The 26894-nt window shown below is 66.6% G+C and carries 26 protein-coding genes; 5 read left to right on the forward strand and 21 right to left on the reverse strand.

Annotated elements, in window-relative coordinates; translation table 11 throughout:
• Positions 1-2: 2 nt before the first annotated feature.
• Genes DJ029_RS11035 through iolD form a run of 4 tightly spaced genes read right to left on the reverse strand, consistent with a single transcriptional unit; the run spans position 3 to position 4542 of the window.
• Entirely contained in the window at positions 3-845 is an 843-nt protein-coding gene (locus tag DJ029_RS11035; RefSeq protein ID WP_112322499.1) for a class II fructose-bisphosphate aldolase, read from the reverse strand.
• Positions 842-1684, reverse strand: coding sequence for a 5-deoxy-glucuronate isomerase (locus DJ029_RS11040; protein WP_112322500.1), 843 nt, complete (start codon positions 1682-1684; stop codon positions 842-844). The genes DJ029_RS11035 and DJ029_RS11040 overlap by 4 nt, the downstream gene beginning before the upstream one ends.
• 3 nt (positions 1685-1687) lie before the next feature.
• The gene (gene iolC, locus DJ029_RS11045; RefSeq protein WP_112322501.1) at positions 1688-2680 is read right to left on the reverse strand and encodes a 5-dehydro-2-deoxygluconokinase; all 993 of its coding nucleotides are present in this window, start codon (positions 2678-2680) and stop codon (positions 1688-1690) included.
• Positions 2680-4542, reverse strand: coding sequence for a 3D-(3,5/4)-trihydroxycyclohexane-1,2-dione acylhydrolase (decyclizing) (gene iolD / locus DJ029_RS11050; protein WP_112322502.1), 1863 nt, complete (start codon positions 4540-4542; stop codon positions 2680-2682). The genes iolC and iolD overlap by 1 nt, the downstream gene beginning before the upstream one ends.
• 96 nt (positions 4543-4638) lie before the next feature.
• Between iolD and DJ029_RS11055 the strand changes: the two genes are divergently transcribed.
• Genes DJ029_RS11055 through DJ029_RS11065 form a run of 3 tightly spaced genes read left to right on the forward strand, consistent with a single transcriptional unit; the run spans position 4639 to position 7825 of the window.
• The gene (locus tag DJ029_RS11055; protein ID WP_198671118.1) at positions 4639-5742 is read left to right on the forward strand and encodes a Gfo/Idh/MocA family protein; all 1104 of its coding nucleotides are present in this window, start codon (positions 4639-4641) and stop codon (positions 5740-5742) included.
• Between the two features lie 17 nt (positions 5743-5759).
• Positions 5760-6650 carry a TIM barrel protein gene (locus DJ029_RS11060; RefSeq protein ID WP_112322504.1) on the forward strand — a complete coding sequence of 297 codons (891 nt, stop codon included), beginning with the start codon at positions 5760-5762 and terminating at the stop codon, positions 6648-6650.
• A 14-nt stretch (positions 6651-6664) separates the two neighbouring features.
• Positions 6665-7825, forward strand: a complete 1161-nt coding sequence (locus tag DJ029_RS11065; RefSeq protein ID WP_112322505.1) for a Gfo/Idh/MocA family protein — start codon at positions 6665-6667, stop codon at positions 7823-7825.
• Between the two features lie 224 nt (positions 7826-8049).
• On the opposite strand, the gene DJ029_RS11070 is transcribed toward DJ029_RS11065, so the two are convergent.
• From DJ029_RS11070 to DJ029_RS11105, 8 genes are all read right to left on the reverse strand, one after another.
• Positions 8050-9051, reverse strand: coding sequence for a LacI family DNA-binding transcriptional regulator (locus DJ029_RS11070; protein ID WP_112322506.1), 1002 nt, complete (start codon positions 9049-9051; stop codon positions 8050-8052).
• A 34-nt stretch (positions 9052-9085) separates the two neighbouring features.
• Positions 9086-9277, reverse strand: coding sequence for a hypothetical protein (locus tag DJ029_RS11075; RefSeq protein ID WP_232823046.1), 192 nt, complete (start codon positions 9275-9277; stop codon positions 9086-9088).
• Positions 9274-10044: an ATP-binding cassette domain-containing protein gene (locus DJ029_RS11080; RefSeq protein ID WP_112322507.1), complete on the reverse strand. Its 771-nt coding sequence runs from the start codon at positions 10042-10044 to the stop codon at positions 9274-9276. Before DJ029_RS11080 ends, DJ029_RS11075 begins: the two co-directional genes overlap by 4 nt.
• Positions 10045-10057: 13 nt before the next feature.
• Positions 10058-11131 (reverse strand): ABC transporter permease, encoded by a 1074-nt coding sequence (locus tag DJ029_RS11085; protein ID WP_112322508.1) that lies wholly within the window; start codon positions 11129-11131, stop codon positions 10058-10060.
• A 91-nt stretch (positions 11132-11222) separates the two neighbouring features.
• A complete protein-coding gene (locus tag DJ029_RS11090; protein ID WP_112322509.1) occupies positions 11223-12167 on the reverse strand; it encodes a sugar ABC transporter substrate-binding protein in 945 nt (314 codons plus the stop codon).
• Between the two features lie 82 nt (positions 12168-12249).
• Positions 12250-13068, reverse strand: coding sequence for a TIM barrel protein (locus tag DJ029_RS11095; protein ID WP_112322510.1), 819 nt, complete (start codon positions 13066-13068; stop codon positions 12250-12252).
• Positions 13069-13197: 129 nt separating this feature from the next.
• Positions 13198-14061 (reverse strand): sugar phosphate isomerase/epimerase family protein, encoded by an 864-nt coding sequence (locus tag DJ029_RS11100; RefSeq protein ID WP_112322511.1) that lies wholly within the window; start codon positions 14059-14061, stop codon positions 13198-13200.
• Complete coding sequence (locus DJ029_RS11105) at positions 14058-14957, reverse strand: NAD(P)-dependent oxidoreductase (protein WP_112322512.1); 900 nt, start codon at positions 14955-14957, stop codon at positions 14058-14060. Before DJ029_RS11105 ends, DJ029_RS11100 begins: the two co-directional genes overlap by 4 nt.
• 345 nt (positions 14958-15302) lie before the next feature.
• On the opposite strand from DJ029_RS11105, the gene DJ029_RS11110 reads away from it, so the two are divergent.
• The gene (locus tag DJ029_RS11110) at positions 15303-15533 is read left to right on the forward strand and encodes a DUF1858 domain-containing protein (protein WP_112322513.1); all 231 of its coding nucleotides are present in this window, start codon (positions 15303-15305) and stop codon (positions 15531-15533) included.
• Here the strand turns inward: DJ029_RS11110 and DJ029_RS11115 are convergent.
• From DJ029_RS11115 to DJ029_RS11155, 9 genes are all read right to left on the reverse strand, one after another.
• Positions 15496-16209 carry a Crp/Fnr family transcriptional regulator gene (locus DJ029_RS11115; RefSeq protein WP_112322514.1) on the reverse strand — a complete coding sequence of 238 codons (714 nt, stop codon included), beginning with the start codon at positions 16207-16209 and terminating at the stop codon, positions 15496-15498. The genes DJ029_RS11110 and DJ029_RS11115 overlap by 38 nt on opposite strands.
• A gap of 156 nt (positions 16210-16365) precedes the next feature.
• Complete coding sequence (locus tag DJ029_RS11120) at positions 16366-16788, reverse strand: c-type cytochrome (protein ID WP_112322515.1); 423 nt, start codon at positions 16786-16788, stop codon at positions 16366-16368.
• Between the two features lie 14 nt (positions 16789-16802).
• On the reverse strand, positions 16803-17720 hold the full coding sequence (locus tag DJ029_RS11125; RefSeq protein WP_112322516.1) for an FAD:protein FMN transferase: 918 nt from the start codon (positions 17718-17720) through the stop codon (positions 16803-16805).
• 1 nt (position 17721) lies between these two features.
• Positions 17722-18291, reverse strand: a complete 570-nt coding sequence (locus tag DJ029_RS11130) for a nitrous oxide reductase accessory protein NosL (protein ID WP_112322517.1) — start codon at positions 18289-18291, stop codon at positions 17722-17724.
• Positions 18288-19115, reverse strand: coding sequence for an ABC transporter permease (locus tag DJ029_RS11135; protein WP_112322518.1), 828 nt, complete (start codon positions 19113-19115; stop codon positions 18288-18290). The genes DJ029_RS11130 and DJ029_RS11135 overlap by 4 nt, the downstream gene beginning before the upstream one ends.
• Positions 19115-19999 carry an ABC transporter ATP-binding protein gene (locus tag DJ029_RS11140; protein WP_112322560.1) on the reverse strand — a complete coding sequence of 295 codons (885 nt, stop codon included), beginning with the start codon at positions 19997-19999 and terminating at the stop codon, positions 19115-19117. The genes DJ029_RS11135 and DJ029_RS11140 overlap by 1 nt, the downstream gene beginning before the upstream one ends.
• Positions 19974-21308, reverse strand: a complete 1335-nt coding sequence (locus tag DJ029_RS11145) for a nitrous oxide reductase family maturation protein NosD (protein WP_112322519.1) — start codon at positions 21306-21308, stop codon at positions 19974-19976. Before DJ029_RS11145 ends, DJ029_RS11140 begins: the two co-directional genes overlap by 26 nt.
• On the reverse strand, positions 21305-23251 hold the full coding sequence (nosZ, locus tag DJ029_RS11150) for a TAT-dependent nitrous-oxide reductase (protein ID WP_112322520.1): 1947 nt from the start codon (positions 23249-23251) through the stop codon (positions 21305-21307). The genes DJ029_RS11145 and nosZ overlap by 4 nt, the downstream gene beginning before the upstream one ends.
• The gene (locus DJ029_RS11155) at positions 23244-25457 is read right to left on the reverse strand and encodes a NosR/NirI family protein (RefSeq protein ID WP_112322521.1); all 2214 of its coding nucleotides are present in this window, start codon (positions 25455-25457) and stop codon (positions 23244-23246) included. The genes nosZ and DJ029_RS11155 overlap by 8 nt, the downstream gene beginning before the upstream one ends.
• A 199-nt stretch (positions 25458-25656) precedes the next feature.
• Here DJ029_RS11155 and DJ029_RS11160 point away from each other — a divergent pair, with 199 nt between their 5' ends.
• Complete coding sequence (locus tag DJ029_RS11160) at positions 25657-26466, forward strand: methyltransferase domain-containing protein (protein WP_157966345.1); 810 nt, start codon at positions 25657-25659, stop codon at positions 26464-26466.
• The last annotated feature ends 428 nt before the right edge of the window (positions 26467-26894 follow it).

The raw sequence follows: 26894 nt of genomic DNA on the forward strand, positions 1-26894 counted from the left end.
GGTCAGCCTTTCATGTTCGGGGCAGCAAAGGCGCGCAGCACCTCGGCGGCGGCAGCGGTCACCGGGTCTTCGGTTTCCTTGAGGATCGTGACCCGGTCGAAACGCTCCGGGTCCGCCTTGACGGCCTTGCGCAGCGCCGCGCCGAAGGCCATGCGCAGCTCGGTGCCGATGTTGAACTTGCAGACGGCCGAGGTTTTCGCGAGTTCCGTGCGCTGGGCCACCGGCACGCCGGAGCCGCCGTGGATCACCAGTGGCACGTCCGTCACCGCCTCGATCGCGCGGATGCGCGCCATGTCCAGTCCGCCGGTCTTGTCCTGTTGCAGGTGCACGTTCCCGACGGAAATCGCCATGGCGTCCACGCCGGTTTTGGTGGCGAAACGGGCGGCCTCCTCCGGGTCGGTCCCGGCCGACGCCTCCCCCTGGTCATAGCCGACGAAGCCGATCTCCCCCTCGCAGGAAATCCCGGCGGCATGGGCCATGTCCACGATGGCGCGGGTTTCCTCGATGTTCTGCTCAAGGGGTTTGCGCGATCCGTCGAACATCAGCGAGGTGAAGCCGCTGTCGAGCGCTTGCGAGCATTCGTCGTGGGTGTAGCCGTGGTCGAGATGCGCCACCACGGGCACCGATGCGTGCTCGGCCAGGTGGCGGAACATCTTGCCCAGCACGGGCAGGGGGGTGTGTGCACGGCAGCTTGGCCCGGCCTGCAGGATCACCGGGCAGCCCACCGCCTCGGCCGCGCGGACATAGGCGCGCATGTCCTCCCAGCCCAGCGTGACAAGGCCCCCCACCGCATAGCCCTGCTTCAGCGCGGGTTGCAGCACGTCGCTTAAGGTAACAAGGCTCATTTGAACTTGGCGATCATGTCTTTGATTCCGGGAATGGTTTCCAGCTGGTCCGCGTGGGACGGCTGGAAGAACTGCACGAGGGAGCGCTGCGAAAGCCCGCCCAGGATGGTGAAATAATACATCTCGTAGCCCGGCAGCACGGCGCAGGGGTGATAGCCGCTGTCCAGACAGATCGTGGAGCCGTCGACGATGTGATAGGCGTCGCCCGGCTTGCCATCCTCACGCTGCAGCATCTGCACGCCTGAGCCGTGGTTGGGCTTAAAACGGAAGTTGTACGTCTCGTCGTGGCGCGTTTCCAGCGGCAGGCGGTCCGTGTCGTGCTTGTGGCTGGGAAAGCCCGACCAGCCCCCCGCGCCCACGGTGAACAGTTCGGACACCAGCAGCCGACCCACCTTGTCGTGGTACTTGGTGCCGAGGATGTGTTTGATCTTGCGATGCGTCTTCGTGTCGTCCGAGCCGTATTGAACGAGGTCCAGCTCATCCGCGCGCACGGCGAAGGGGTCCAGCACCTTGTCATAGCGCGCGCCGGCGACGAACACCTCCGCCGCGTCCGAGGTGCAGACCATCGTCGCCTTCGCACCGCTGGGAACGTAGACGCCCTCGGGCTCGCCATCCCAGACGTCCACGGTGCGCTGTCCGATGCCGGTTGCGGCAAAGCCCTCCACCTCAACATCGACGGTGCCGGTGGCGGGGACAATGCAGGTCTCATAGCCGGGGACGGCGTATTCGAACGCTTCGCCCTTCTTCATCTTGACGATGTTGAAGTAGTTGAGCGGCACGGTCGCGTCTTCAACGTCCACGATGGGCTTGTTGCGGTTGTCATAGGGGGCGATGTGCATGGTTCAGTCCTTCGCTTCAGGGGCAGAGGGCCCGGGGTGGGACTTCAGGAACGCGTCAAGGTCGGCGGGGAAGGGCATGGCGGGCGCGCAGCCCGGTTTGCCCACGACGATCGCCGCGCAGGCCGAGCCGCGCAGCACCGCCGCTTCCAGGTCATGGCCGCCCGCCAGCGCGCTGAGGAACCCGGCCATGAAACTGTCGCCCGCGCCGGTGGGTTTCAGCGCCGTGACCGGGTAGATGCCGGTGTGCAGCTCCTGCCCGTTGCTGAAGGTGACAGCGCCCTTTTCGCCCATCTTGTAGATGACGATTTCCGCGCTGTCGGCGGCCAGGGCGCGGGCCTTGTCCAGGCCCTTGTCAATGCCCCCGGCCATGAAGCCGAATTCCTCGTCGTTGCCCACGATCACGTCGGCCATCGCGCCCGCGCGGCTCAGCACCTCCTCCGCCACTTGCGGCGAGGGCCAGGAATAGGGGCGGTAATCCACGTCGAAGATGATCGGCAGCGCGGCGGCGCGGGCCAGTTCGAACGCGCGGAACGTGGCGGAGCGGGAGGGTTCGGCGGCGAACACGGTGCCAGCGGTGACCAGCGCGCCGTAGCGGGCGTAGTCCACCGCCTCGACATCCTCAACCGACATCTCGAAATCTGCCGCGCCGTTGCGATAGATCACCGACTGGTGCCCTTCCACCCGGCTTTCGTACAGCGCGAGGGAGTTTCGCGCCTCGCCCCCCACGGGGGTCACGTGGGTGGCGTCCACCCCGTAGTGGTGCAGCTTGTTCACGCAGAACCGCCCCACCGCGTCGTCGGAGACGCGGGTGACCAGCGCCGCCTTGCCGCCCAGCTTGACGATCCCGGCGGCGGTATTGGCGGACGAGCCGCCCATGTCGGCGTGGAACACGGTGCCATCCTCGGTCGCGGTGCCGGGCGGGTCGGGGAACAGGTCCATGCCGACGCGGCCCACGATGATGAAGTCGTTGCGGCGGATGCCGTCGAGCACCTTCATCACACGCCCTTCCGCTGGCGGGGGCGGGTGGATTCCTGTTCCAGATGCCCTGCGCGCACCCGGTCAGAGGTGGTCACATGGGGGGTGCCCACTTCCCACCAGGCGTGGCCCTCGGTCGTCCAGCCCTCGTAGGGGTCGACCTTCATGCAGATGACGTAGGTCTTGTCGGAGGCTTTCGCGCGCTTGAACGCCTCGGCGAATTCGGCGGGGTTCGACACGGTTTCGGCTGCCGCGCCCATAGCGGCGGCGTGCGCCTCGAAGTCGATGGAAAAGGGCTTGTCCACCGTGGGCGTGTCCACGATCAGGTTGTTAAAGCTCTCGTTCCCGGTGTTGTTCTGCAACTTGTTGATCACCGCGAAGCCGCCGTTGTCGAGCACGCAGACGATCATCTTCTTGCCCGTCAGGACCGAGGAGTAGATGTCCGAGTTCATCAGCAAATACGACCCGTCACCGGTGAAGACGACGGTGTCGGCGTCCGGCTCCACCTCGGCTTGGGCGATGCGTGCGCCCCAGCCGCCGGCAATCTCGTAGCCCATGCAGGAAAAGCCGAATTCCACGTCCACGGTGCCGATGTCCAGCGTACGCCAGTTGGCGGTGACTTCCGCCGGAAGCCCCCCGGCGGCGGCGACCACACGGTCGCGCTTTTCCACCAGCGCGTTGGCCACGCCGATGGCCTGCGCGTAGGAATTGGGCCGGTTGCCGGGCGCGACATTCTCGGCCACGTAGTCCACCCATTTTGCGCGCTCGGCCTGTGCGCGGGTCACCCAAGACTCTGGCGCGCGGTAGTCTGACGCCAGCGCCTGAAGCGCCAGTTTGGCATCGCCCACCACCGTCATCGACAGGTGCTTGGCCGCGTCGTGGCGCGCCACGTTCACGCCGATGAACTTCGCGTCGTGCGAAAACGCGGTCCAGCTACCGGTGGTGAAGTCCTGCAGGCGGGTGCCCACGGCCAGGATCACATCCGCTTCCTCGGCGATGGTGTTCGCGCTGTCCGAACCCGTGACGCCGATCGGGCCGATGTTCAGCGGGTGGGTGTCCAGCATGTTGGCGCGCCCGGCGATGGTTTCCACCACCGGAACCTGCGCGGCTTCGGCAAAGGCGGTCAGTTCGGCCACGGCGCCGGAATACTGCACGCCGCCGCCCGCGATGATCATCGGGCGTTTGGCGGTTTTCAGCAGCGCGATGGCGTCGGCCACCTCGCCCGCGTCGGGCGCCTGGCGGCGGATGCGGTGCACGCGCTTCTCGAACAGCGCCTCGGGGTAGTCGTAGGTCCAGCCCTGCACGTCCTGGGGCAGGCCGATGAAGGCGGGGCCGCAATCGGCGGGGTCCAGCATGGTGTTCAGCGCGGCGGGCAGCGACTGGATCACCTGCGCGGGATGCGTGATCCGGTCCCAGTAGCGGCTGACGGCCTTGAACGCGTCGTTCAGGCCCAGGCTCGGGTTGCCGAAATGCTCAAGCTGTTGCAGCACCGGGTCGGGCAGGCGGGTCAGGAAGGCATCGCCGCAAAGCATCAGCATCGGTAGGCGGTTAGCATGGGCCAGCGCCGCCGCCGTCAGCAGGTTCGCGGTGCCCGGCCCGGCGCTGGCCGTGGTGAACATGAAGCGCCGACGCAGGTTGTATTTCGCGTATGCTGCGGCGGCGAAGCCCATGCCCTGTTCGTTCTGCCCGCGATAGAGCGGCAGCTCGTCCTGCATGGTATAAAGCGCCTCGCCCAGGCAGGTGACGTTGCCATGCCCGAAGATGCCGAAACCGCCGCCACAGATGCGGACTTCCTTGCCGTCGATCTCGATGTACTGGGCGGCCAGCCAGCGGATGATCGCCTGTGCGGTGGTCAGAGTTACAGTGCGAGGTGTGTCAGTCATGCGATTGCCCATTGACGGATTTTCGATTCTCAGGATACAAGTTTTGCAACCGGTTGCAAACCGTATTTCACCACCCAGCCCCGAAGGAGTCGACGCATGACGGAGATTGGAATCGGCATCATCGGCGGCGGCTACATGGGCAAGGCGCATTCCGTGGCCCACGCCGCCGTTGGCGGGGTCTTCGACACCGCCCTGCGCCCCCGGCTGGAGGTGATCTGCGCGACCACGCCCACCTCGGCCGAGCGGTACCGCCGGGCCTATGGCTTCGCGCGGGCGACGGACGACTGGCAAGTTCTGGTGGACGACCCGCGCGTCGAGGCGGTTGTCATCGCCTCGCCCCAGCAGACCCACCGCGCCATCGCCGAAGCGGCCTTCGACCTTGGCAAGCCGGTGTTTTGCGAAAAGCCGCTGGGCGCGACGCTGGAGGACAGCCGCGCCATGGTTGCGGCGGCGGAAGCCTCGGGCGCGATCAACATGGTCGGCTTCAACTACATCCGCACGCCCGCGTCCCAATACGCGCGCCAGCTGATCGCCGAGGGCGCGATCGGGGACATCACCTGGTTCAGGGGCGAACATACCGAGGATTTCTTCGCCGACCCCGAGGCCCCCGCCACCTGGCGCACCACCGGCATGGGCAACGGCACCATGGGCGACCTGGCCCCGCATATGATCAACGCCGCGCTGGCCCTTGTCGGCCCCGTGAAAAGCCTGGTGGCCGAGGTCGAGACGGTGCACGCCACCCGCCCCGGCGGCGAGGTGACCAACGACGACCAGGCGCAGATGATGGTGCGTTTCGGCTGCGGCGCCATGGGGGCGATGCACTTCAGCCGCATCGCGACCGGGCGCAAGATGGGCTACGCTTACGAGGTCACCGGCACGAAGGGCGCGATCCGCTTCGACCAGGAGGATCAGAACGCCCTCTGGCTCTACCGTATGGAGGGGGAGGAGGCGACGCGCGGCTTCACCAGGATCCTTGCCGGGCCGGCGCATCCCGACTACCAGCCGTTCTGCCTCGGGCCCGGTCATGGCACCGGCTACCAGGACCAGATCATCATCGAGGCAAAGGATTTCCTGACCGCCATTCACACAGGCGAAAGCATCTGGCCCACGTTCCGCGACGGGATGGAGGTCAACCGGATCGTCGCCGCCGCCCACGCGTCCTCGGACGCGGCGGTCTGGGTCGACATAGAAGATTTCTGAAAAAGGGGAGCATCCCAATGACTATCCGTATCGGCAACGCGCCCTGTTCCTGGGGTATCGAGTTCGCGTCCGACCCGTCCTATCCCAGCTGGCAGTCGGTGCTGAGCCAATGCGCCGAGGCAGGCTACAAGGGGATCGAGCTTGGCCCCATCGGCTACATGCCCGAAGACCCGGCGATCCTGGGTGCGGAACTGGCGAAGAACGACCTGACCCTGATCGGCGGCGTGATCTTCCGCGCCTTCCACGATCCCGCGAAATGGGATGACGTGATGGACGCCAGTCAGCGCACCTGCAAGGCGCTGGTGGCCCATGGGGCCAAGCACCTGGTGCTGATCGACAGCATCTCGGAACGGCGTGCGCCGACCGCCGGTCGCGCGGACGAGGCCGAGCAGATGGACGCCGCCGAATGGGCAGCGTTCCGCGACCGGCTGGCCACCATCGCGAAAATGGGCACCGAGGAATACGGCCTGACCGTGGGCATCCACGCCCATGCCGCCGGGTTCATGGATTTCGAACCGGAGCTGGAGCGTCTGCTGGACGAGGTGGACGAAAAGATCCTGAAAATCTGCTTCGACACCGGGCATCATTCCTACGCCGGGTACGACCCGGTGGCCTTCATGAAACGCCATATCGACCGGATCAGCTACATGCACTTCAAGGACATCGACCCGGCCGTGAAGGCCGAGGTGGTGGCCAACCGCACCGGTTTCTACAAGGCCTGCGGGCAGGGCATCTTCTGCAACCTCGGCCAAGGCGACGTGGATTTCCCCGCCGTGCGCCAGGTGCTGCTGGACGCGGGCTTCGAAGGGTGGTGCACGGTCGAGCAGGATTGCGACCCGTCCCTGCCCGGCACCCCGATGGAGGATGCGAAGGCGAACCGCGCCTACCTGGAAAGCATCGGTTTCTGAGAAGGACTACGACCATGCAGAAACTCAACTGGGGCATGATCGGCGGCGGCGAAGGCAGCCAGATCGGACCGGCACACCGCCTTGGCGCGGGGCTCGACGGGCTGTTCACCTTTGCCGCCGGCGCGCTCGACCATCGCGCCGAGCAGGGCATCGACTACGGCCGCCGCCTTGGCCTGGGCGATCGCGCCTACGGCAGCTGGCAGGAGATGCTGGAGGGGGAGCGCAATCGCGACGACCGGGTGGACCTGGTCACCGTCGCCACCCCCAACGCCACCCATTACGAGATCACCAAGGCCTTCCTTGAGGCCGGGTTTCACGTGCTCTGCGAAAAGCCCATGACCATGACGGTGGAGGAGGGCGAGGACATCGTGCGCACCGCCGCCGCCAGCGGCCGGATCTGCGCGGTGAACTACGGCTACTCGGGCTATTCGCTGGTGCGCCACATGAAGGCGATGATCGCGCGCGGTGACATCGGCAAAGTGCGGCTGGTCAACGCGGAATTCGCCCACGGCCATCACGCGGATGCGGCGGACGCCGACAACCCGCGCGTGCGCTGGCGCTACGATCCGGCGCAGGCCGGGGTTTCGGCCCAGTTCGCCGATTGCGGTATCCACGCGCTGCACATGGCCAGTTTCGTGACCGGCCAGGAAGTGACGAAGCTGAGTGCCGACACCGTGTCCTGCATCGAGAGCCGCGTGCTGGAGGATGACGCGATGGTCAACTTCCGCATGGACGGCGGCGCGGTCGGGCGGCTCTGGACATCTTCGGTGGCGATCGGGCGGCAGCACGGGCTCGGCATCCAGGTGTTCGGGGAAACGGGCGGCTTGCGCTGGGCGCAGGAGCAACCGAACCAGCTTTACTACATGCCGCTCGGCCAGCGTTTGCAGGTGATCGAGCGGGGCGAGGCGAACCTCTCGCCCGAGGCGGACCGCACCAGCCGTGTGACCATCGGCCATGCCGAGGGGATGCCGCTGGCCTTCGCCAACATCTACAAGGACCTCCACGAGGCGATCTCCGCCCGCAAGGCGGGGCGCGAGATGGACCCGGCCGCGAACCTGTATCCCCGTGCGGAAGACGGATTACGCTCCATGGCGGCGGTGGTCGCGGTGGCGCAGTCCGGCAAGCAGGATGGCGCGTGGCTGGACGCCCGCCCCCCGATGTTCCGCGAGGGGTAGGCGCATCGCGAAGGGTGGGTTGGAATAACCCACCCTATGGATCGCACCCGGCCCGGAGGTAAGTGCGCAGCGTGCCGGGCCAGCGCCAGCCAGTCCGGGCGGGATGGCACTTTGGCTGCCGCCGGGCGGTGCGTGACCGGCTCTGACATATGGCTGGTATAAAGCGCGGAATGCCGAAGGGAAAAGCGCCACCCCAAGGGCTGGGGCCGGCCCTTTCGCCGCTCTTACGCCGCCGGGCGCAGGGTGCCGCGTTCGACAACCGTGCAGGGGAACAGCCGGGCTTCCGGCTTCATGGCCGGATCCTCCAGCATGGCGACGATCACCTCGATCGAGGCGTCGATGATCTGCTCGATCGGTTGGTGAATCGTCGTCAGGTCGATGTTCTGCCAGCCCGACATCTCCATGTCGTTCAGCCCGATGATCCCGATGTCCCCCGGCACGGCCAGGCCACGGTCGCGCACGGCGCTGAGCGCGCCGATGGAAAGGACGTCATCGCCGCAGAAATACGCCTCGGCCTGCTGGCCCTGGTCGAGCAGGCGCAGCATCTCGTTTCGCCCGGCGCGGAAGGAATACGCCTCGGCGAAGGAAACGCTCACCTCGATCCCGGGCAGTTTTTCAAGCGCGTCGAGGAACCCCTTCTGCCGGTCCTGGGTCGAGGTTGCCGCCGCCGGTCCGCCGAGAAAGGCGAGCCGCTTGTAGCCGCGCCGCACAAGCTCATTCGCGGCCATGCGCCCGCAGGCGACGTTGTCGATGCCCACCACGTGCACCAGCGGGGCCTTCGCATAGCGCCCGAAGGTGTGCACCACCGGCATCCCCGCATCGCGGAACGCCTTGGAAAACCCCGGCTTCAGCGTGGAGGAGGCGACGATGACCCCGTCCACCGAGTACTGTTGGAGCATCTGCACGGAATGCGTCGGCTCGGTTTCGCCCGACAGGTTGACCAGCAGCGGGCGCAGGCCCCGTTCCTGGAGGCCGCGGGTGAACTGGTCGAAGACGGTCAGGAAGATCGGGTTATGAAAGTTGTTGGACACCAGCCCGATCATCTTCGTGCGCCGGGTTGCCAGTGAGCGGGCGATGAAATTCGGGCTGTAGCCGAGCTTTTCCGCCGCCGCCAGGACCTTCTCGCGGGTCCGCTGGGACACCGAGGCGCCCTCGGTAAAGGTGCGCGACACGGCCGAGCGGGAAACGCCAGCCAGTTCGGCAACGTCTTTCAGGGTCACGGCCATGCAGCGCCTTTCTCAACCTGCGAAGCGGGGGGGATCAGTCGGGCGCACCATAGTCGATGGTGGCGAAACGCCAAGCGGTGACCGCGCCGAGCCCGACGAAGAAAACGCCCCAGAACGGCGCGCCTGTGGCGAATTCGAACAGCCCCCAGGCAATCGCGACGCCGACCACCGCCGCCCGCACCCAGCGCGGGCGGAAGAAGGGGTCCGTCAGGTCGATCAGCTTCACGCCGCGCCCTCGTATTCCGCGCCGGTCTTGGCGCCGGTGATGTAGGCCACCACGTCCTGGCCGTCGGTGTCCTCCTTCATCAGGTTCGCCACGATCCGCCCGCGGCGGAACACCACGATGCGGTCCACCAGGTCGAAGACCTGGCGCATGTTGTGGCTGACCAGGATCAGGCTTTCGCCCTGTTCTTTCAGGGTGCGGATGATGTTTTCCACCTGCGCGGTTTCCTGCACCCCAAGGGCGGCGGTCGGCTCGTCCATGATCGTCAGCTTGCTGGCGAAAGTGGCGGTGCGCGCGATGGCGACGCACTGGCGCTGCCCGCCGGACATGTTGCGGATGGTGTTGCGGATGTTGGGGATCTTCACGGCGGTCTTTTCCAGCCCCGCCAGCGTCGCCTCTCGCATCCCCTTGTAGTCCAGGATCGAAAACGGCCCCAGTTTGAAGCGTAGCTTTTCGCGCCCCAGGAAAAGGTTGTCGGGCACGTCCAGGTCGTCGGCCAGGGCCAGCGTCTGGAACACGGTCTCGATCCCGGCCTCGCGCGCCTCCAGCGGGCCGGCGAAATGCACCGGCTTGCCGTCGAATATGATGTCGCCGCGGGTGCGTTGTTCCACCCCGGTGATCTGGCGCACGAAGGTGGATTTGCCCGCCCCGTTGTCGCCCATGATGGCGACATGCTCGCCGCGCTTCAGCACGAAGTCCGCCCCCTCAAGCGCGTGCACGCCGCCGTAGTGCTTGGTGAGATCCCTGGTTTCCAGAATGGTGTCACTCATGGTCTTGTCCCCCTCATGCCCTGCGCGCGGCGCGTTGCTGGCGCCACTGGTCGAGGACCACGGCCCCCACGATGATCCCGCCCTTCACCATTTCCTGGTAGAAGGCGTCGAGCCGCAGGAACGTGAAGCCCGAGATGATGACGCCGAAGATCAGCGCCCCGATCACCGTCCCGATGATCGAGCCGCGCCCGCCCGCAAGCGACACGCCCCCGATCACCGCCATGGCGATGGCGTCGAGTTCATAGATGATGCCCATGCCCGACTGCGCGGTCAGGTTCTTTGACGTCAGCACGATGGCCGAAACCCCGGCCAGCATCCCCGCGATGGTATAGACCAGCACCTTGTGGCGCGCGACGTTGATGCCCGACATCCGCGCCGCATCCTCGTTCGAGCCGATGGCGTAGGTGTGCTTGCCGTAAAGCGTGTATTTCATGACCAGGTGGAACAGCACCGCCAGCACCACGAATATGATGACGGGCATCATGCCCTTGCCGATCGCCGCGTAGCTTTCCGTCGGGAAGGAAATCGGCTGGCCGGACGTCCACCACTTCGCCACCCCGCGCGCGGAGACCATCATCCCCAGCGTCGCGATGAAGGGGGGAATGCGGGCATAGGCCACGAATAGCCCGTTGATCATGCCCGCGAAGATACCGCAGAGCAGGCCGACCATGATCGGCACAAGGATCGGCAGGTCCATCCATGCCGGGCCGAACACCGCCTTGGGGTTGGGGTTGCCGTTCACCTCGGCCACTTGCGCGAAGCTCATGGCGATCATCGCCGTGGCCCCCACGACCGAGCCCGACGACAGGTCGATCCCGCCCGAGATGATGACCTGCGTGACCCCCAGCGCGATGATGCCGATGATCGCCACCTGGAGGATGATGATCTTCAGCCGCGCCTCGTTGAAGATGCTGTCGAAGCGGTCGTTGCTGTCGAACAGGAAACTCTGCCCCATGATCAGCGCGCCAAGCCCCTCGAAGATGGCGACGATCAGGATCAGCGCGCCAAAGACGTTCATTTCATTCGGCCATTGCCGCTTGGTCTTGTCGAAGGTCAGTCCGCCGGTGCCGTGGCTTGCCTCTGCCATCAGTCATTCCCCCTGGATGCCGCGTTTTCGTATTGTGGGGTAGGGGGCCGTCGCCACCGACGCGGCCCCCTGCCATATGTTTGCCGGGCGATCAGTTCCGCGACAGGAACTCGTCGACATTGTCCGGGGTGACCAGCTGGAAGGGGATGTAGACCTTCTGCTCCACGTCCTCACCGCGCGCCAGCGCCAGCGCCGCATCGACCGAGCCTGCGCCCTGGCCGTTGGCGTCCTGGAACACCGTCACGTCCAGGTCACCGGCCTGCATGGCCAGCAGCGCGTCCTGGGTCGCGTCGACGCCGCCGACTTCCACGTCGGCCATGTCGATGCCCGCGGCCTTCATCGCCTGGATCGCGCCGATGGCCATTTCGTCGTTGTTGGCGAAGACCGCGTCGAAGGGCTCGCCCGAGGACAGCCAGTTGGTCATCAGATCCTGCGCCTGGTCGCGGGACCATTCCGCCGTCTGGCTGTCGATCAGGGTGATGAAGCTGCACATGTCCATCGCCAGCACGTCCTCGACGTCCTTGGAACGCTGGATCGCGGCCTGGTTGGACAGCTGGCCCATCAGCATGTAGGCGCGTGCGCCGCCCGACTTGCCCGCGGCCCGCAGGTTGCGGCAGATCTGGAACGCCTTCAGCGTGCCGGACTCGATCTCGTTGGAGGCCACGAAAGCCTGGTTGTCGGGCAGCGTATCCACGTTCGTCGGCTCGCGGTTGACGTAGACCAGGGGAATGCCCGCGCTTTCGGCAGCAGCGCTCATCGCGTCGGCGGCCGAGGTGTCAACGATGTTGACGATGATCGCGTCCACGCCCGAGGCGATGAAGTTGTTGATCTGGTCAAGCTGCTTGGCCACGTCGTCGGTCGCGTCCTCGACCTGAAGGTCGACGCCGTCCAGCGTGGCGGCGTGCTCTTCCATGCCGTTGCGCATGACGGTCAGGAAGTTGTCGTCGAACCGGGCGATCGAAACGCCGATGGTTTCGGCCAGGACCGAGGTGCCCAGCAGCGTGACGAGGCCGGTTGTCAAAAGCATCTTTTTCATTTGTTTCCTCCCTTGGATCGTGCCCGGCGCACGAGTGATGAATGCCGGGACCTCTTGTGAGGTTGCTGGTTCATGTCGCCCGTCATGCGGTAAGTTCCTGCATCCGGGTTTCGATGAAACTCTTGGACGCCGCCAGCGCACTGGCGGGGTCGGTTAGGGCGTGGACTTCGGGCGCGAACGCCTCGAACGAGGCGGGGCCGTCATAGCCCGCGGCGCGGAGCACGCGCAGCTGGTCGATATTGCCCAGCCGGTCGCCGGCGTCGACCAGCACGCGGTGCGCGTCGGTCATCTGGTCCGGGGCGACATCGGGGTCCACCACGCCGGAGACATGCACGATGCCCGTCAACGCGGCGAAGACCGGGCCGCCGCCTGCAATGTGGTGGTGGAAGGTGTCATGCACGATGCGAAAACACGGCGGGTTACCCATCGTGTCCAGCACCTCGGCCACGTCCTGCTTGTGGCGCAGCGTGCTTTCAACGAAGCCGAGCGGTTCGATCAGGCCGGTCACCTCCGCTGCCTCAAGCAGGGGGCGCAGCCGGGTCAGCGCCGTTTCCAGCGCGGCGATTTGTTCCTCGCGGGGGATAGCCTTGCGCGCGACGCGCGGGATCAGCGCGATGCCTTGCGCGCCGCAGTCCCGCGCCAGTTGGGCGAGGGCGACAGCATCGTCGAAATCGGGCCGGTCGGGATCGTTGAACGCCTTGACCTCGGCCAGGGCCAGGATCCGCTGGCCGCAGCGCTCGGCCAGCGCGCCGACACGGCGCGGGGCCAGGCCGTCGAACAGCGGGCGGGCCAGGTCGTTGCGCAATTCGACCCCGGCAAAGCCGAGGTCCTGCGCCAGATGGAGCAACGCTTCAGTATCAAGCGCCGGAGCCGTCATGTGGTTTAGGGCGATCAACTGCATGCCGTCACGCGAGTCCCTTGGTGATGCGACTCAATGTACCGAAATTTCAGATTTTTGCAACCGGTTGCATTCCTGTCCGGGGCCGCCGTCCCACGGGCCTGTCCGCGGCCTGGAACGCCGCCCGCTGGCTCAGGAAAAATGCGCCTTGAAGCGCCCGATGCACTGGCGGAACCCCTGCTCGAAATCGCCGTTTCCGGGGTGATAGACGCTTTCGAAGCTGATCACCCCGTCATAGCCGTCGGCGCGCATCGCATCGGCGAGCGGCTGGAACTGCTCGGCAAGCTGGCCTTCCCCCATCCGCTCAACCCGCAGCGTCGCGCGAGGGGTGTCCACGGTCACGTCCTTGATATGCACATGGCCGAGGTAGCCGCCGCGCAACTCGTCGTACCCGTCGGGAAAGGCGCGCTCATGGCACCAGCAGTTGTTGGCGGGGTCCCACAGGACCTTCAGCACGCCTTTCGCGTCGAGGTCGTCGATCAGCTTCCGCGCGGTGAAGGCTGAGTTGACCATGGTGCCGTTCCCGGTCTCCACCACCAAGGTGACGCCAGCGTCGCGGGCCAAGTCGATGGCCGGGGCGATAAGGGGCAGCATCGCGTTCCAGGCGCCATGGGCGACGTTCCAGACCTCCGCCCCGTTGTGGCCCCAGAGGATCTGCTCCTTCTTCGGCGTCATGATCCGCACCAGCGGGCTGCCCAGCACATGCGCGGTGTCGATGACCCGCTTCAGAGCGTCCATATGGGTGGTGTGCAGAGCGTCGCCGGGCCTGTTCGCGGCCGTCATCCCCGCGAAGACGTGCCGGGACAGGCAGGACACCGGCTTGCCCCTGCCGCGCAGCAGCGAGTCGATCTCGCGCAGCTCTTCGGGGCTGAAATCGCCGACTTCCGTCTCACCCACGAACTGGATCTCGGCGTATTCCAGGCCAAACTCATCCATGACATCGACGACATGGGCCAGGTCCCGGCTGATGCCATCGCAGATCACCCCGAGCTTCATTTGGCCCCCCCGCGATGCAGTTGCGCCCCAACGATATCCTCGATCACGCGTGTGCAGGCCCAGTTGTCGCCGTCGGGGTATTTCGACTTGCCCGCGTGGAAGATCTGCATCGCGGCGGCGGCGGTGTGCATCGGCACCTCAAGCTCGCGCGCCAGGTCCATGGAGATGGTCAGGTCCTTGTGCATCGTGCCGATGCCCGAGCCGGTGTTTTCGAACCGCCGGTCGATGATGTTTTCCAGCGCGGTGTTCACGCAGCCGCATCCCGCGCTACTAGTGGAAAAGACCTTGAGCAGGGTTTCCCCCGGAACGCCCGCCCTGGCGGCCAGGGCCGCGGCCTCGAACGTGGCCGAGAAGATTGAGCCGATCAGCGATTGCAGGCAGGCCTTGACTGTCTGCCCCTCGCCCGGGGCGGTGCCGACGCGGTGGATCGTGGCGCTGACGGCCTGCATCACCGGCGCGAAAGCGTCGAGCACGTCGTCAGGGGCAGCGGCCATCATCGTCAGCGTGCCCCCCTGCGCACCGGGAAAGCCACCCGACACCGGCGTGTCGATCAGGTGCACGCCCGAGCCGTCCATCGCGGCGCCGATCTCGCGTGCTTCCGCGGGTTTCACCGTCGCGCTCAGGATCACCGCGCCGCCCCGCGGCATGTGGCTGACCAGCCCGTCCTGCCCGAGGATCACGGCTTTCGCCTGGTCCCCGTTCATCACCATGACGAAGACCGCATCCGCCGCCGCGCCCACCTCGGCGACCGATGTCGCGGGCCGCCCGCCCATGTCGGCGAAGGCTTTCTGCCGCGCCTCCAACAGGTCGAGGCCGGTGGTCTCGAACTCTTTCGCGATCAGGTTGCGGGCCAGACCGCTGCCCATGTTTCCAAGTCCGATGACGCCTGCACGCATTATGGTCTTCCTTCCATGATCCGGGGGAGCAAGGCCCCGGCAACGCATGTTCTGATGCCCGCAACCGGGCACCCGCGATATGCGGAGGTTTCTGCGCCAAACGACGCCGGGCGGGTCCGGAAGACACTCCACGCGCCCTGCGGAAAGTTGTTGCGCGCGCCCCTGTCGGGGGCCCGCGTCATAACTGCCGCCAGACGAGATCAGCACATGAGGGGGCGATTGCACAAGCCTGCGCTGACGGGGCGTGCGGATTTCCTACCTCTTCGGCGTGGTTCTTGCGGCAGCACAACCTCGGCCCGGGCGAAATCTGACAGGGTGGGGCAGGACCCAGCGACGAGAGCCGTCATGCAGAAGGACCTCGATGATCCCGACCTGACGCTGGACGAGATGTTCCGGTTCTGGCCGCCCACGGCCGCGATCTTCGTGGAACATGGAATGCTATGTGTCGGTTGCCCGATCGCGCGGTTTCACACCGTGGTCGATGCCTGCCGGGAATACCGCCTGGACGAAGCCGATTTCCGCGCCGAGCTGCACGCGATCACTTCAGGAAGCTTTGATCCGCGCCGGAGCCGCTGATCAGCACCAGCCTGTGCGGGTCGGTGACCGTGATGTGCTTGCGGCTGCTGGCGACGATGCCCTGCTTTTCCCAGGCAGACAGCAACCGGCTGACCGTGTGCAGGGTGGTTCCCGTCATCTCGGCGATGGTGGCGCGGGTGATGGGGAAGGGGATCTCGATCCCTGTCTTCACCTTGCGCCCGGACTGGTTGAGGATCTGCAACAGGACGGCGGCGATCCGCTGCTCGACCGCGCGGGTCGCGAGTTCCTCTACCCTGTCGTGCAGGTGTTGCATCCGCTCGCCGATGGTGCGCCAGGTTTCGGACGCGAAGCCGTCGTAGCGCGCGACGAACCCCTGCCAAAGCCGGGACGGCCAGCACAGGGTCAGGCATTCCTCGGCCGCGACCGCGCTGGCGGGATAGGCGGTCAGGCTGAGCGCAGGGGCGATTCCGAAAAGCTGGCCGCGCGGGATGTGCAGGGGCACGATCTGCTCACCCTCGGGCGTCGTGCGCACGACCCGTATGGTGCCGTCGAGAAGCAGGAAGAAACGCTCCGCCTCGTCCCCGGCACGAAAGACCGTCGCGCCCTCGTCCCAGCGCTGGGGCGTGGCCTGGTCGAGGATCTCGCGGATCTGGTCGGACGACAGGCGCGAGAAGGGCGGAATGTCGTTCAGAAGGCTTGCGTCGAGTTTGAGCACGTTTTCGCCCGGGGCTGCGGAAGGACAAGATGGTCCATTCACCGGTAGCGGATTCGGGCGGAAAGCGAAACATATTCAGCGGGGCAACCCCGCCGGGGAGTCATCCGGGGCGGCGGGCGGGTTCAGAGCCCGCCCGCCGCCCCGAATTCAAGCGTCTCAGCTGTCGCCGCCGAGCGTGGCGAGGTAGGCGGCCATGTCCTCGGACCCCTTGCGGTGCTTGTAAGTCATGCGGGACTTGGCGCTGGGATCGTCCAGGACTTCCTGGAGCCATTCATTCGGGTCCTCGATATACTCGGCGAGGTTTTCCTCGTCCCAGACGACGCCGGACTCGCCCGCGGCCACCAGCGAGGGGCCGTAGCTGAAGCCTTCGACAGTGCCCGGCGCTTGCCCGATCAGGCCATAAAGGTTCGGCCCGGTCATGCCACCCTTCTGGATGACGGTTCCGTCGTCGGCGGTGATGGCATGACAGGCCCGGCACCGTTTGAAATCCGATTCCCCCGTGGCGGGGTCAGCGGCTTGAACCGCACCCGCGAAGAGGGAGAGCGCGGCAGCTATCGGCATGGTCAGTTTCATGTGCATCCTGTATTCCTTCGTCATTGGGTTTCCGGGTCTGTCTGGAGGTTTTCCAGCCGGACGTCTTTGAGTTGGCGCAACGTCGCCGTGACCTCCGCCGTGCCGCCGGCAAGGCTCAGCCCCGTCGACAGCGCATCGGCCAGCGCCGCGCTGGGCGCGCTGATCGAGATGCTGCGCACCACCGGGCGGCGCTCGGCCCCCGATGCAGGGTCAAGGATATGCCCGACCCGCCCCCTGGGGTCCAGCACCGTTCCGTCATGGGCGGATGTCGCTATCGCGCGATTTGTCAGCAGGCGCCTCTCGGGGCTGTGCGCGATGGTGACGGGCCAGCCGCCCCGACCGTCCGCCCCGCCGAGCGCGACGATCTCGCCCGTGTCGACCAGGACGTCCTGGATTCCTTCGGCGCGCATCAGGCGGGCGACGCGATCCGCGATATAGCCCTGGGCGATGCCGTTCAGGGTCAAGCGCTGCCCGGGGTCCATCTGGATCGCGGTGCTGTCAAAGCGTACCCGCCCGAAACCTATTGCCGCGCGCGCCTGCGCCACGTCGCGCGCGTCCGGCGGGTGCCCGGCGGCCCAAGCCTGCGCCATCGCCTGCCAGAGCGGCTGCACCGTGGGATCGAAGCGCCCGCCTGTCACCGCGTGCACGCGCCGCGCGGTCGCGAGGCATTCCAGCAATTCGAAGGGCGGCGCCGAAAGGCGGCCCGCGGCGTTCAGCCGCCGCAGGTGAGATCCGGGCCGGTACAGGCTGAACACGTCTTCCAGGCGGTCGATCTCGGCCAGGGCGTCGCGGGTGATCCGCTCGGCCCGGGGATGGTCGAGCACGATCTGCGCGCGCGCCCCAAGCGCGGTGCCTTGCCAGCGGTAGGCCTGCGCCCGGGGGGCGGCCAGCGCGGCGGTGGAGGCGAACATCAGGAAACGGCGTCGTGAAAGTCTCATCTCAATTGCTCCCGTTCGTGGTGCTCAGCGCCTTCAGCCGGGCGCTGATATCCGCGTCGGCGTCATGCCCCCCGTGCGCGGTGGAAGGGGTGGAAGGGGCCAGCACGTCCTCGGGCGCGATCTCTGCGAAGCGGCGGACCTCGCCGCCGTGGTGCGCGGCAAAGGCGCGGGCGGCGTCCGCTGTCGCGAAGGGCACGAATTCCGGCGCGTTCATGCCGCCCATTTGGCTTGAGCCGATGACGTATACTGCGTCTTCCGCCGCGATCCACGCGCCCGGCGCGGCCCAGCTTGTGGCGCTTGCCATGTCCTGCACGTAGGTGGCGCGCACGGTGTGGCTTTGCTCGGGCATGTGCAGGTAGGCGACGGCGTCCTTCACCTGCCCGAAGAACAGCGGCGCGGGCAGCCCGTCCAGGTGGACCTGGCCTTTCGGTCCCTCGTGGTCAAGCAGCTCCATCTGGCAGTAGTAGCCCACCGCCTCGGCCGTCAGGGGCACGGGATCGGGCTTTTGCACGACCTCCTCCCGGCAGGCGGCAAGGGCAAGGATGCCGAAGGCGAAGAACAGGCGTTTCATGGCTGAACCCTTCCAAAGGCGGCGCGCGCCAGCAGTGCGGCGGCCAGCGGCCAGAGCAGCAGCGAGGCGAGCGGCTTCCAGATCGCGATCGCATCTGCCGCCCCCGCCAGCCCGGAGGCCGCCCCCACCGCGTCCGACGCGGCAAGGTTGAAGATGCGGAACGCATCCGCCGGGTTGGCGACCAGCAGCCAGGGAAAGACCCGCGTGGTGAAGGCGCCGCCGTCATCGGCCACGACCGCCGCCAACAGGCCAAGGTCGTAAAGCACGATGAACACCAGCCACAACGCGATGGCCATGCCCGCCGCCCCCGACGGACGGCGCGAGAGCGAGGACATCGCGTGCCCCAGCGACAGGAACACCGCCCCCAGCAGGACCGAGGTCCAGATCAGGCGAAACAGTGCGGGCAGCCCCGCCAGCGCCGCCGCTCCGCTGGCCTGCACCGCGACGACGGCGGCCACCGCGTAACCCAGCGTCACCGCCAGGGCGACGACCAGCAGTTGCGCAGCCAGCTTGCCCGCCAGCAGCCCGCCCCGCCCAAGGGGGTAGGTCAGGTGCAGGGGCAGGGTGCCGCGCTCCACCTCTCCGGCGACGGCGTCGAAGGAAATCAGCAGCGCGAGCAGCGGCACGAGGTAGACCGACAGCGAGGTCAGGCTCGCCACCGTCACCGACAGGCGATCCGCCCCGAGCGCCCCAGAGGGGGCAGAGCCCGCGACCGACAGGACCAGCGAGAACAGCATCATCATCGCGATCGCGATGGTGACCCAGCGGTTCCTGAGCGCGATCAGGAACTCGATCCGGGCGGTGGACAGGATACGGGAGATCATCACGCGGCCCTCCCGCTGATCTGGGCGTAAATGTCGTCAAGGCTGGGTGGCAGCAGGTCGAAATCCGCCAGCGCCCCGTTCGCGCGCGACAGCCGCGCCATCAGCGCCATCTTTTCCGCGGGCGGGCAGGTCAGCGTCAGCAGGTCGGCGCGGCGCTGCGCTTCGGGAAAGGCGGCGGCCAGCGCGGGCCCTTGCCCTTCGCGGGGGCGCAAGTGAACCGTCAGGGGCAGCGCCGCTTCGGTGCGCAGGGCGTCAAGCGTGCCCTCGGCCACCTTGCGCCCGCGCGACAGGATGACGATGCGGTCGGTCTTTGTCTCGACCTCGGACAGGGCGTGGGAGGACAGCAGGATCGCACTGCCAGAGGCGGCGAGTTCCTCCAGCAGGGCATAGAACTCGCGCCGCGACACCGGGTCCAGCCCGCTGGTCGGCTCGTCCAGCACCATCAGGCGGGGCCGCCCGATCAGCGCCTGCGCCAGCCCGACGCGCTGGCGCATCCCCTTGGAATAGGTGCCGATGCGCCGGTCCATCGCATCGCCAAGGCCCACACGCTCCAGCAGGGGGGCGGCGTCGCGCGGGTTCTTGCCACGCAGGCGCAGGTAATGGGCGATCTGCTCGCGCGCGCTGAGCGAGGGGTGGAAGGCCACGTTTTCCGGCAGGTAGGCGGTCAGCGCCCGCGCCACGGCGGATCCGGGGGCATGGCCCGCCACCTCGATCCGCCCGGCACTGGCCCGTGTTAGGCCCAGCACCAGTTTCATCAGCGTGGATTTGCCCGCGCCGTTATGCCCGAGCAGCGCCACCCGCTCACCCGGCGAAAGCGCCAGGTCCACGCCCTCCAGCACCGGGCTGCGCCCGTAGCGCTTAGTCAGCTTGGAAATGCTCAGTATCGTCACGTCGATCTCCTGTCGCCCAGAGCGGATCGTGCCGGGCCAGTTCGAGGTATGTGTCGGGAACCGCGCGCCGGGGCGGGGCGGTCAGCGGGTGGCTGTCCACGACGCCGCCGGGCAGGGTGGCGGGAAACTGTTCCTGGCTCCAGCGCACAAGCTGCACCGCCGGGGCGCCCAGCAGCAGCTTCGCCGCGGGCTGGGACCACAGGATGTGATCCATCAGGTCGTTGGGGCGATAGGCGCTGTCGGCGCGCGCGTCCCCGTTCAGATCGAACGCCGGGTGATCCGACCAGTAGTTGCCACGGCCCTCATGGCTCCATTCCACGTGGCTGGTGCCGACGTATTTCACCTGCGTGCGGTTCGCGATGAAGGCGTTGCCAGTGATCGTGTTCCGCTCGGACCCGGCGGTGAAATGGATGCCGATATCGCAGCCGTCGAAGATGTTCTCGGCCAGCAGGTTCCGGTGGCTGTTGTAGATGAAGCCGCATTTCTCGGCGCCGCGCAGCACAACGTTGCCGAAGATGTCCGACGCCTTGGTGTAGTTCAGCATCAGCCCGTAGTCCCGGTCACGGATCGAGATGTTGTCCCGCACGGTAATCCGGTCCGAGTACATCAGCGCAAAGCCAAGGTGATTGCCGATTGAGACGTTGTCCGCGATCTCGCTGTCGTTGGTGTACATGTAATGCACCGCGAAACGCAGGTCGCGCATCAGGTTGCCGCGATAGGTGTTGCGCTTTGAGATGTTGGAAAAGATGCCGTCGCGCCCGAAGCGGATATCGTTGTCCTCGACCACCGCGCCGGGGGCGTTCCAGACGTAGATGCCGTTGCCCCGCGCGTTCATGCGTTGCAGGCGCAGCCCGGTGACGCGGTTGCCCTTTACCAGCGCGTCCCGCGCGCCGTGAATGTCCACGCCGTAAAGGTTGCCCGTGATGTCGTTGTCCAGGATCTGCGCGCGCCGGGCGTTTCGGGTCAGGCTGACGCCGGAGTCGATTTCCTCGTGCGAGCGGCCCGATCCGGTCAGCGTCAGCCCGGTGACGGTCACGTCTGGCGCGTCCACGGTCACGACAGAGCCCGCGCCACCCGCGTCGATCACCGCGCCGGGTTCGCCGCGCAGTGTCAGGGGGAATGTGATGGTCACCGGGCCGGCGTGCCGCCCCGGTGCAAGGATCAGCACGTCCCCCGTTTCCGCTCCGGCCAGCGCGCGGGCCAGGCGGCCCGCGTCGGCGGGCACCGTGACCGTCGCGGCGGCGGCGCAGAACGCCGTCGCCAGCAGCGCCGCAAGGGCGAAAAGGGGGACGCGCCGGATCATGTGCCTGTCGGCTCCACGAACATGCGGCCGCGCATTTCCATGTGCAGCGCGTGGCAGAACCACTGGCAGTAGTACCAGTAGACGCCCGGTTTCGACGCCGTGAACGTGACCGAGGCGGTCGCCTGCGGCGCGACTTCCATCGCCACGCCGTGGTTGTTCAGGCAGAAGCCGTGAGTCAGGTCGTCGATGTCGTCCAAGTTGGTGACATAGACCGTCACCTCGTCCCCCTGCTTCACGGTGAAGCTGGGCAGGCTGAACTCCGGCGCCTGGCTGGACATGTAGACGCGCACCTTGTCGCCGTCGCGGATCACGCTGTCCTGCCAGTCGTCCAGGTCGATCCCGTCCGCTTCCGCCTGGGCGCGGGCGTCGGCCCACATCGGGTCGTTGCGGTCCCAGACGTTCTTGGGGTTTACGACCGAGCGGTGGACGATGATCGAGTCATGCGGCTCGGCGAAGGTGGGCCCGTCGTGCAGCAGCTCCATCTCGGTACCGTTCAGCGCGAACAGCTGCTCGTTCTCCGGCTTCAGCGGACCGACGTTGAGGAAGCGATCCTTCGAGAACTTGTTCATCGACAGGTACCACTTGCCGTCCGCCTCCAGCGTTTCGCCCATGGAGGTGGAGTTGTGGCCCGGTTGGTAGTGCACGTCCTGCTTGTTCAGGATCGGGTCCACGTCCTCGCCGTTATAAAGCCGGATCGCGTCTTCGATGTTCCACATCACCACCTGGCTGTCGAGGAACAGCGTGGTGAACGCGTTGCCCTTGCCGTCGAAACAGGTGTGAAGCGGGCCGAGGCCCAGTTCCGGCTCCGCCACCACGACCGAGCGCGGGTCGAGGCTGTCATCCTCGAACAACGCATCGAACTTCGTGACATCCAGCACGCTGACCGTGGGCGATAGCTTGCCCGCGATGCAAAGGTGCACCCGGTCCGGCGCCATGTTGATGCCGTGCGGGCTGTTGGGGATCGGAACGTAGCGGGTATACTTCTTGTTCCGGCCCTTGCGCCCGTCGATCACCTTGACGCCGTTCAACTCGATGAAGTCGCCCTCGGCGATGCCCTTCTCGATCTCGGCGATGTTGAAGATGACGACGTGGTCCATCTCCGCTTCCATCATCTCGGGCAGGGTCATCCCCATTTCCGAGTTGTAGGAGGTGGAGAACGCGTATTTCCCGTCGTAATCCGCGTCGGTGTTGTCGAGGTTCCCCGACACCATCACCTGCCAGGCCACGGTCATCTCGTCCGCGTTCACGGCGGTGAAGAAGTTCACGTATTGGCTGGGATCATCCAGCACCTGCCCGTCGTTGACCATCGGCACCTCGTCCTCGCCATTTGCGAAGACGTAGTTGGTGCGCGGCCATTTCTGCGGACGCAGCCCGTGGATCGCCTTGGCGTTGGGAATGTCGATGATCTTGTCGGCCTTCATCACGTCACAGCGCACACGCGCGACGCGGGTGTTGGCCTTGTCGTTCATGAACAGGAAGCGCCCGTCGTACTTGCCTTCGGTGAAGGACATGTGGACGTGGTGCAGGTCGCCGTTGTCATGGACCTTCTTGCCCTGCGCGGCCAGGAACTCCTTCGTCTCCGGCAGCATGCCTTCGGTCAGCACCTTCAGGCTTTCGTTGGTCTGCCCCCAGCCCGTGGCCGAGCAGCGGTTGAACACCGGCACGCGCATCAGCTCGCGCATCGACGGCACGCCAAGGATGCGCATCTCCCCCGTCTGGCCCGAGGACCAGAAGCCGTAGTATTCGTCCAGCTCACCGGGGCCGGGCAGCCCTTCGTGGCCAGTGGCTTGCGCCCTTGCGCGCGTCGCGCCTGCGGCACCCAGCGCCGCCGTGCCGCCCAGAAGGCCGAGCTTGCCGCCGCCGCTTCCGAGGTAGGCTGCGCCCGTGGCGGTGGTGCCGAGGAACCCCCGTCTGCTGACGCCCTTTGTCACTTTATCAGGCATGGCTTTCCTTCCTTTCCCCTTGTTTCAAGTTGGGATGATTGCCGATCGCGCCCGCGTCCTTGCGGGGCACCTCGGCCGATCCGACCGCCGCACGCCGCTTCAGCTTGCGTATGACGACCGGGCATTTCGTTTCGGACTGGTAGAGCACCTGGCAATGCAGGCAGTTCAGGCACTCGTTGGGGTTGATCTCGCCTGTGGGGTGGATCGCCTGGACCATGCATTCGTTGGCGCAGGTCTGGCAGGGGTTGCCGCATTCCTTGTAGCGCTTCAGCCAGTCGAACATGCGCAGCCGCGCCGGGATCGCCAGCGCCGCGCCAAGCGGGCAGAGGTAGCGGCAGTAGAACCGCTCGACGAACAGCCCGGCGATCAGCAGCGCGACGGCATAGGCCACGAAGGGCCAGGCGCGCATGAACTTCAGCACGATGGCGGTCTTGAACGGCTCCACCTCGGCCAGGCGCTCGGCCTGCTCGATGGAATAGAGCGAGACGCCGAACAGCCCCAGAAAGATCATGTACTTGATCGGCCAGAGCCGCTCATGCAGGCCCCAGGGCAGGGTGATCTGCGGGATGCCGATGCGCCGCGCGGCCTGGTTCGTCAGCTCCTGCAACGCGCCGAACGGGCAGAGCCAGCCGCAATAGGCCCCGCGCCCCCAGAACAGCAGCGCCGCCGCGACCGAGAACCACAGGATGAACGTCAGCGGATCCAGCAGGAACGCCTGCCAGCTGAAGTTGGTGGTCAGTGCGCCGAACAGCGCCATCAGGTTCACCACCGAAAGCTGCGCGTTGGCGTACCAGCCGAGGAACACCAGCGTCACCGCCAGGAACGACATGCGGAACCAGTAGGTGAAGCGTGCCGAGCGTGTGACCCAGCCCTGGAAGAAGAACACCGCCGTCAGCGCGGTCAGCATCGCCGCGAGCACGCCGATTTCGACCGTCTTGCCCTGCCAGACCCGGCGCCACAGCTCGGATTGCGCGGCAAGTTCGTCCGCCGACGGGCCGCTGGCGGCGGTGTCGGCAGGCGGGGCGGGCGGCGCCAGCGCGCGCAGGTAGGCGGGGGGCAGCTGGTAGCCCAGCTCGAAGGTCGTGAAGACCTTCTCGATCGCCGCCACCTCGCGCTGGACCAGAAGTTGCAGGCGGAAGGGGCGGGCGGGATCGAACCCCTGGTCGGCGGGAATCTTGAAGATGTCCCGCTCGGTGAACTCGGGTGCATTCTCGGCAGCGATGGTCCCGATGCGGCGATGGCCCCGGTCGCGGAAGCGCACGGTCAGGTCGTCCTGGATCAGCACGATCCGATCGAAGATTCCGCCGCGCACGTAGCCCGAGCCCTTGAAGGAATACATCCCCCGCCCGAAGACGGCTATGGCGTGCTCGCCCGGTTCCAGCCACTCCGTCAGGTTGCGCTGCTCGGCCTCGCCCAGGATCGCGGACCCGATGCCGGGCACGCTGACCAGCGCCATCTGCATGTCGATGAAGGTGGTTTCGGGCGGCTCGCTCAGCGCGCGCCGCGCGGCGCGGGGATCGTCCATCGCCTCGAAAGCGGAGTTGACCTGGCCCACGTCCAGCGACAGGCGGCGCACGGTGCCGTCGCCTTCCATCTCCATCCAGTCCTCGGGCGCTTCGGCGCTTGCGTCCACCTCGAAGGCGGGGCCGCTGGCCACTTGGGCCGTCAGACCGCCCAGGCCAAGGGCGCGCGCCACTTTCAGCCCGGCGCGGATGATGCCGTCGTCGATCACCATCACCGTGACCGTCGCGCCGGAGATGATGTTCAGGTCATGCGCCGAGCCGCGCTTTGCTGCCTCCGCCACCAGGTCCACGCCACGATAGCCCGCGGCCATGTCGCGGATCTTGCGGTCCGGGATGCCGATCAGCACGATCGGCTCGGAATGCTTGACTAGGTCAACCCCCAGCACACGCGCATCGCCGTCGATGGCGACCATCGTGTGGATCGGCTTGCCCGAATACCCCGTGGTGCCCACGAAGTCCGAGGTGATAAAGACGTGGCCCAGCACCTCGCCCCCGCGCAGAACGGGGGCGACGGGCACATCGCTGCGGATCGCGCCCCAGGCGTCCGCCCCTTCGACCAGGTCGCCGGGGGCGACCTCGGGCAGGAAGCGGGACAGGACCGATGGCGACGTCTGCGCCATCGCCGGGGCACCCAGGGTCACGGCGATCAGGACGATCAGGAGGGACAGAATTTTCTTGGTCATGAAGGCTGGATACGCCACCCCCGGGGAACGAAGTTTGTTCCCGATCAATCACCGGGGGAGTTTTCCGCCGATGGTGCCGGGTCCCCGACGCGCGGCTCAGCCTGTATTTGCGCCCCGCAATCGGTTAGACTTTCGCACAAGGGCTTGGGAGCATTCCGCGGGCCGATCCGCCGCCCGCCTTCCGTCGGGGGAACGCAAGATGACCGAAACCGCAGCCAGGGCGACAACCTTCGCCGACCGGTACCAGTCCGTCCTGGTGCCGGTCATCTTCGAGCCCTGGGCGCAAGAACTTGTCCGGCGCGCCGATCCCCGGGCGGGGGAGGATATTCTCGACCTCGCCTGCGGGACCGGGGTCGTCGCCCGCGCGATTGCCGGGTCAGGCGTCGATATCGCCAGCCTGACGGCCGCCGATCACAGCGCCGAGATGCTTGAGGTGGCCCGTGCCCTGGGCGCCGGTGCCGCGTCCGACATCGATTGGCGCCAGGCGGACGCCGCGCATCTGCCGTTCGAAGACGCCAGCTTCGACCTGGTCCTCTGCCAGCAGGCGCTGCAATTCTTCCCCGACAAGGCCGCCGCTCTGGCCGAGGTGCGCCGCGTGCTGAAACCCGGCGGGCGCGTCGCCTTCTGCGTCCAGCGGGGACTCGACGCCAACCCGATGTTGCAGGCCCAGGCAAACGCGCTGGACGCATTCGCCGGGCCGGACGCGGGGAACGCGGTCCGCGCGATCTGCGGGCTGCCGGAGCGTGACAGGCTGCACGCCCTGTTCGAGGGCGCCGGCTTCCGGGACGTGCAGATCGACGCCGTGACGCTGACCCTCCACCACCCGGACGCAAGGGCCTTCGCCGCTGGCGCGATGGGTGGCATGCACACCGGCGACAAGCTTTCAGGACTGGCGCACGACAGGATCGAAGGCGCCATAGACGCGTTCCTGCAGGGCCTTGGCCCGTGCTTCGACGGAACCGCGATGCGCTTCCCCCACTCCTCGCACGTGGTGCTGGCCAGAGGGTGAGGGGAGGGCGCGAAGGGACGCCCTGCCATTCGACGATCTGCGGCCGCCCGCAGATGGGCCGGATCTGTGGCAGTCCACTAGGCCGCCGGAAAGGCTGTCTTGGCATCGCTATCGTCAGCCCGGCTCATGCGAACTGACTTCCCATATTGGTGGCCATGGAAATGGGCGGACCTAAGGGACTATTTCTCTTCAAGAGCATTCACAAAAGTCAGAAGCAATTTGATTGCTGAGGCCCGTTGACGTGGAGTGAGCGAGTTTAGCGCCTGAATAACGGTCGCGTATTCCCCGCGAGGAGGGAAAAGCTCACCGGTTGTTACTGAGCTGCCCCCCGAAAATCGGACGCTGACGTAAGCTATGATTTGCTGTCTGCTGATCTTCGACGAGAAGGAGATCAGAGATGTCGAAACGGAAGCAGCATTCGCCTGAGT

This window comes from Oceanibium sediminis, assembly GCF_003265325.1.
GTDB lineage: Bacteria > Pseudomonadota > Alphaproteobacteria > Rhodobacterales > Rhodobacteraceae > Halovulum > Halovulum sediminis.

Bases quoted from the DNA above. Each gene is read 5' to 3' on its own strand.
- DJ029_RS11060 (WP_112322504.1), top strand. From the start codon at position 5,760: ATGACTATCCGTATCGGCAACGCGCCCTGTTCCTGGGGTATCGAGTTC.
- DJ029_RS11055 (WP_198671118.1), top strand. From the start codon at position 4,639: ATGACGGAGATTGGAATCGGCATCATCGGCGGCGGCTACATGGGCAAG.
- DJ029_RS11120 (WP_112322515.1), bottom strand. From the start codon at position 16,788: ATGCACATGAAACTGACCATGCCGATAGCTGCCGCGCTCTCCCTCTTC.
- DJ029_RS11105 (WP_112322512.1), bottom strand. From the start codon at position 14,957: ATGCGTGCAGGCGTCATCGGACTTGGAAACATGGGCAGCGGTCTGGCC.
- DJ029_RS11135 (WP_112322518.1), bottom strand. From the start codon at position 19,115: ATGATCTCCCGTATCCTGTCCACCGCCCGGATCGAGTTCCTGATCGCG.
- DJ029_RS11090 (WP_112322509.1), bottom strand. From the start codon at position 12,167: ATGAAAAAGATGCTTTTGACAACCGGCCTCGTCACGCTGCTGGGCACC.
- DJ029_RS11155 (WP_112322521.1), bottom strand. From the start codon at position 25,457: ATGACCAAGAAAATTCTGTCCCTCCTGATCGTCCTGATCGCCGTGACC.
- DJ029_RS11130 (WP_112322517.1), bottom strand. From the start codon at position 18,291: ATGAAACGCCTGTTCTTCGCCTTCGGCATCCTTGCCCTTGCCGCCTGC.
- DJ029_RS11065 (WP_112322505.1), top strand. From the start codon at position 6,665: ATGCAGAAACTCAACTGGGGCATGATCGGCGGCGGCGAAGGCAGCCAG.
- DJ029_RS11080 (WP_112322507.1), bottom strand. From the start codon at position 10,044: ATGAGTGACACCATTCTGGAAACCAGGGATCTCACCAAGCACTACGGC.
- nosZ (WP_112322520.1), bottom strand. From the start codon at position 23,251: ATGCCTGATAAAGTGACAAAGGGCGTCAGCAGACGGGGGTTCCTCGGC.
- iolC (WP_112322501.1), bottom strand. From the start codon at position 2,680: ATGAAGGTGCTCGACGGCATCCGCCGCAACGACTTCATCATCGTGGGC.
- DJ029_RS11125 (WP_112322516.1), bottom strand. From the start codon at position 17,720: ATGAGACTTTCACGACGCCGTTTCCTGATGTTCGCCTCCACCGCCGCG.
- DJ029_RS11085 (WP_112322508.1), bottom strand. From the start codon at position 11,131: ATGGCAGAGGCAAGCCACGGCACCGGCGGACTGACCTTCGACAAGACC.
- DJ029_RS11100 (WP_112322511.1), bottom strand. From the start codon at position 14,061: ATGAAGCTCGGGGTGATCTGCGATGGCATCAGCCGGGACCTGGCCCAT.
- DJ029_RS11160 (WP_157966345.1), top strand. From the start codon at position 25,657: ATGACCGAAACCGCAGCCAGGGCGACAACCTTCGCCGACCGGTACCAG.
- DJ029_RS11070 (WP_112322506.1), bottom strand. From the start codon at position 9,051: ATGGCCGTGACCCTGAAAGACGTTGCCGAACTGGCTGGCGTTTCCCGC.
- DJ029_RS11145 (WP_112322519.1), bottom strand. From the start codon at position 21,308: ATGATCCGGCGCGTCCCCCTTTTCGCCCTTGCGGCGCTGCTGGCGACG.
- DJ029_RS11095 (WP_112322510.1), bottom strand. From the start codon at position 13,068: ATGCAGTTGATCGCCCTAAACCACATGACGGCTCCGGCGCTTGATACT.
- DJ029_RS11040 (WP_112322500.1), bottom strand. From the start codon at position 1,684: ATGCACATCGCCCCCTATGACAACCGCAACAAGCCCATCGTGGACGTT.
- DJ029_RS11035 (WP_112322499.1), bottom strand. From the start codon at position 845: ATGAGCCTTGTTACCTTAAGCGACGTGCTGCAACCCGCGCTGAAGCAG.
- DJ029_RS11110 (WP_112322513.1), top strand. From the start codon at position 15,303: ATGCAGAAGGACCTCGATGATCCCGACCTGACGCTGGACGAGATGTTC.
- iolD (WP_112322502.1), bottom strand. From the start codon at position 4,542: ATGACTGACACACCTCGCACTGTAACTCTGACCACCGCACAGGCGATC.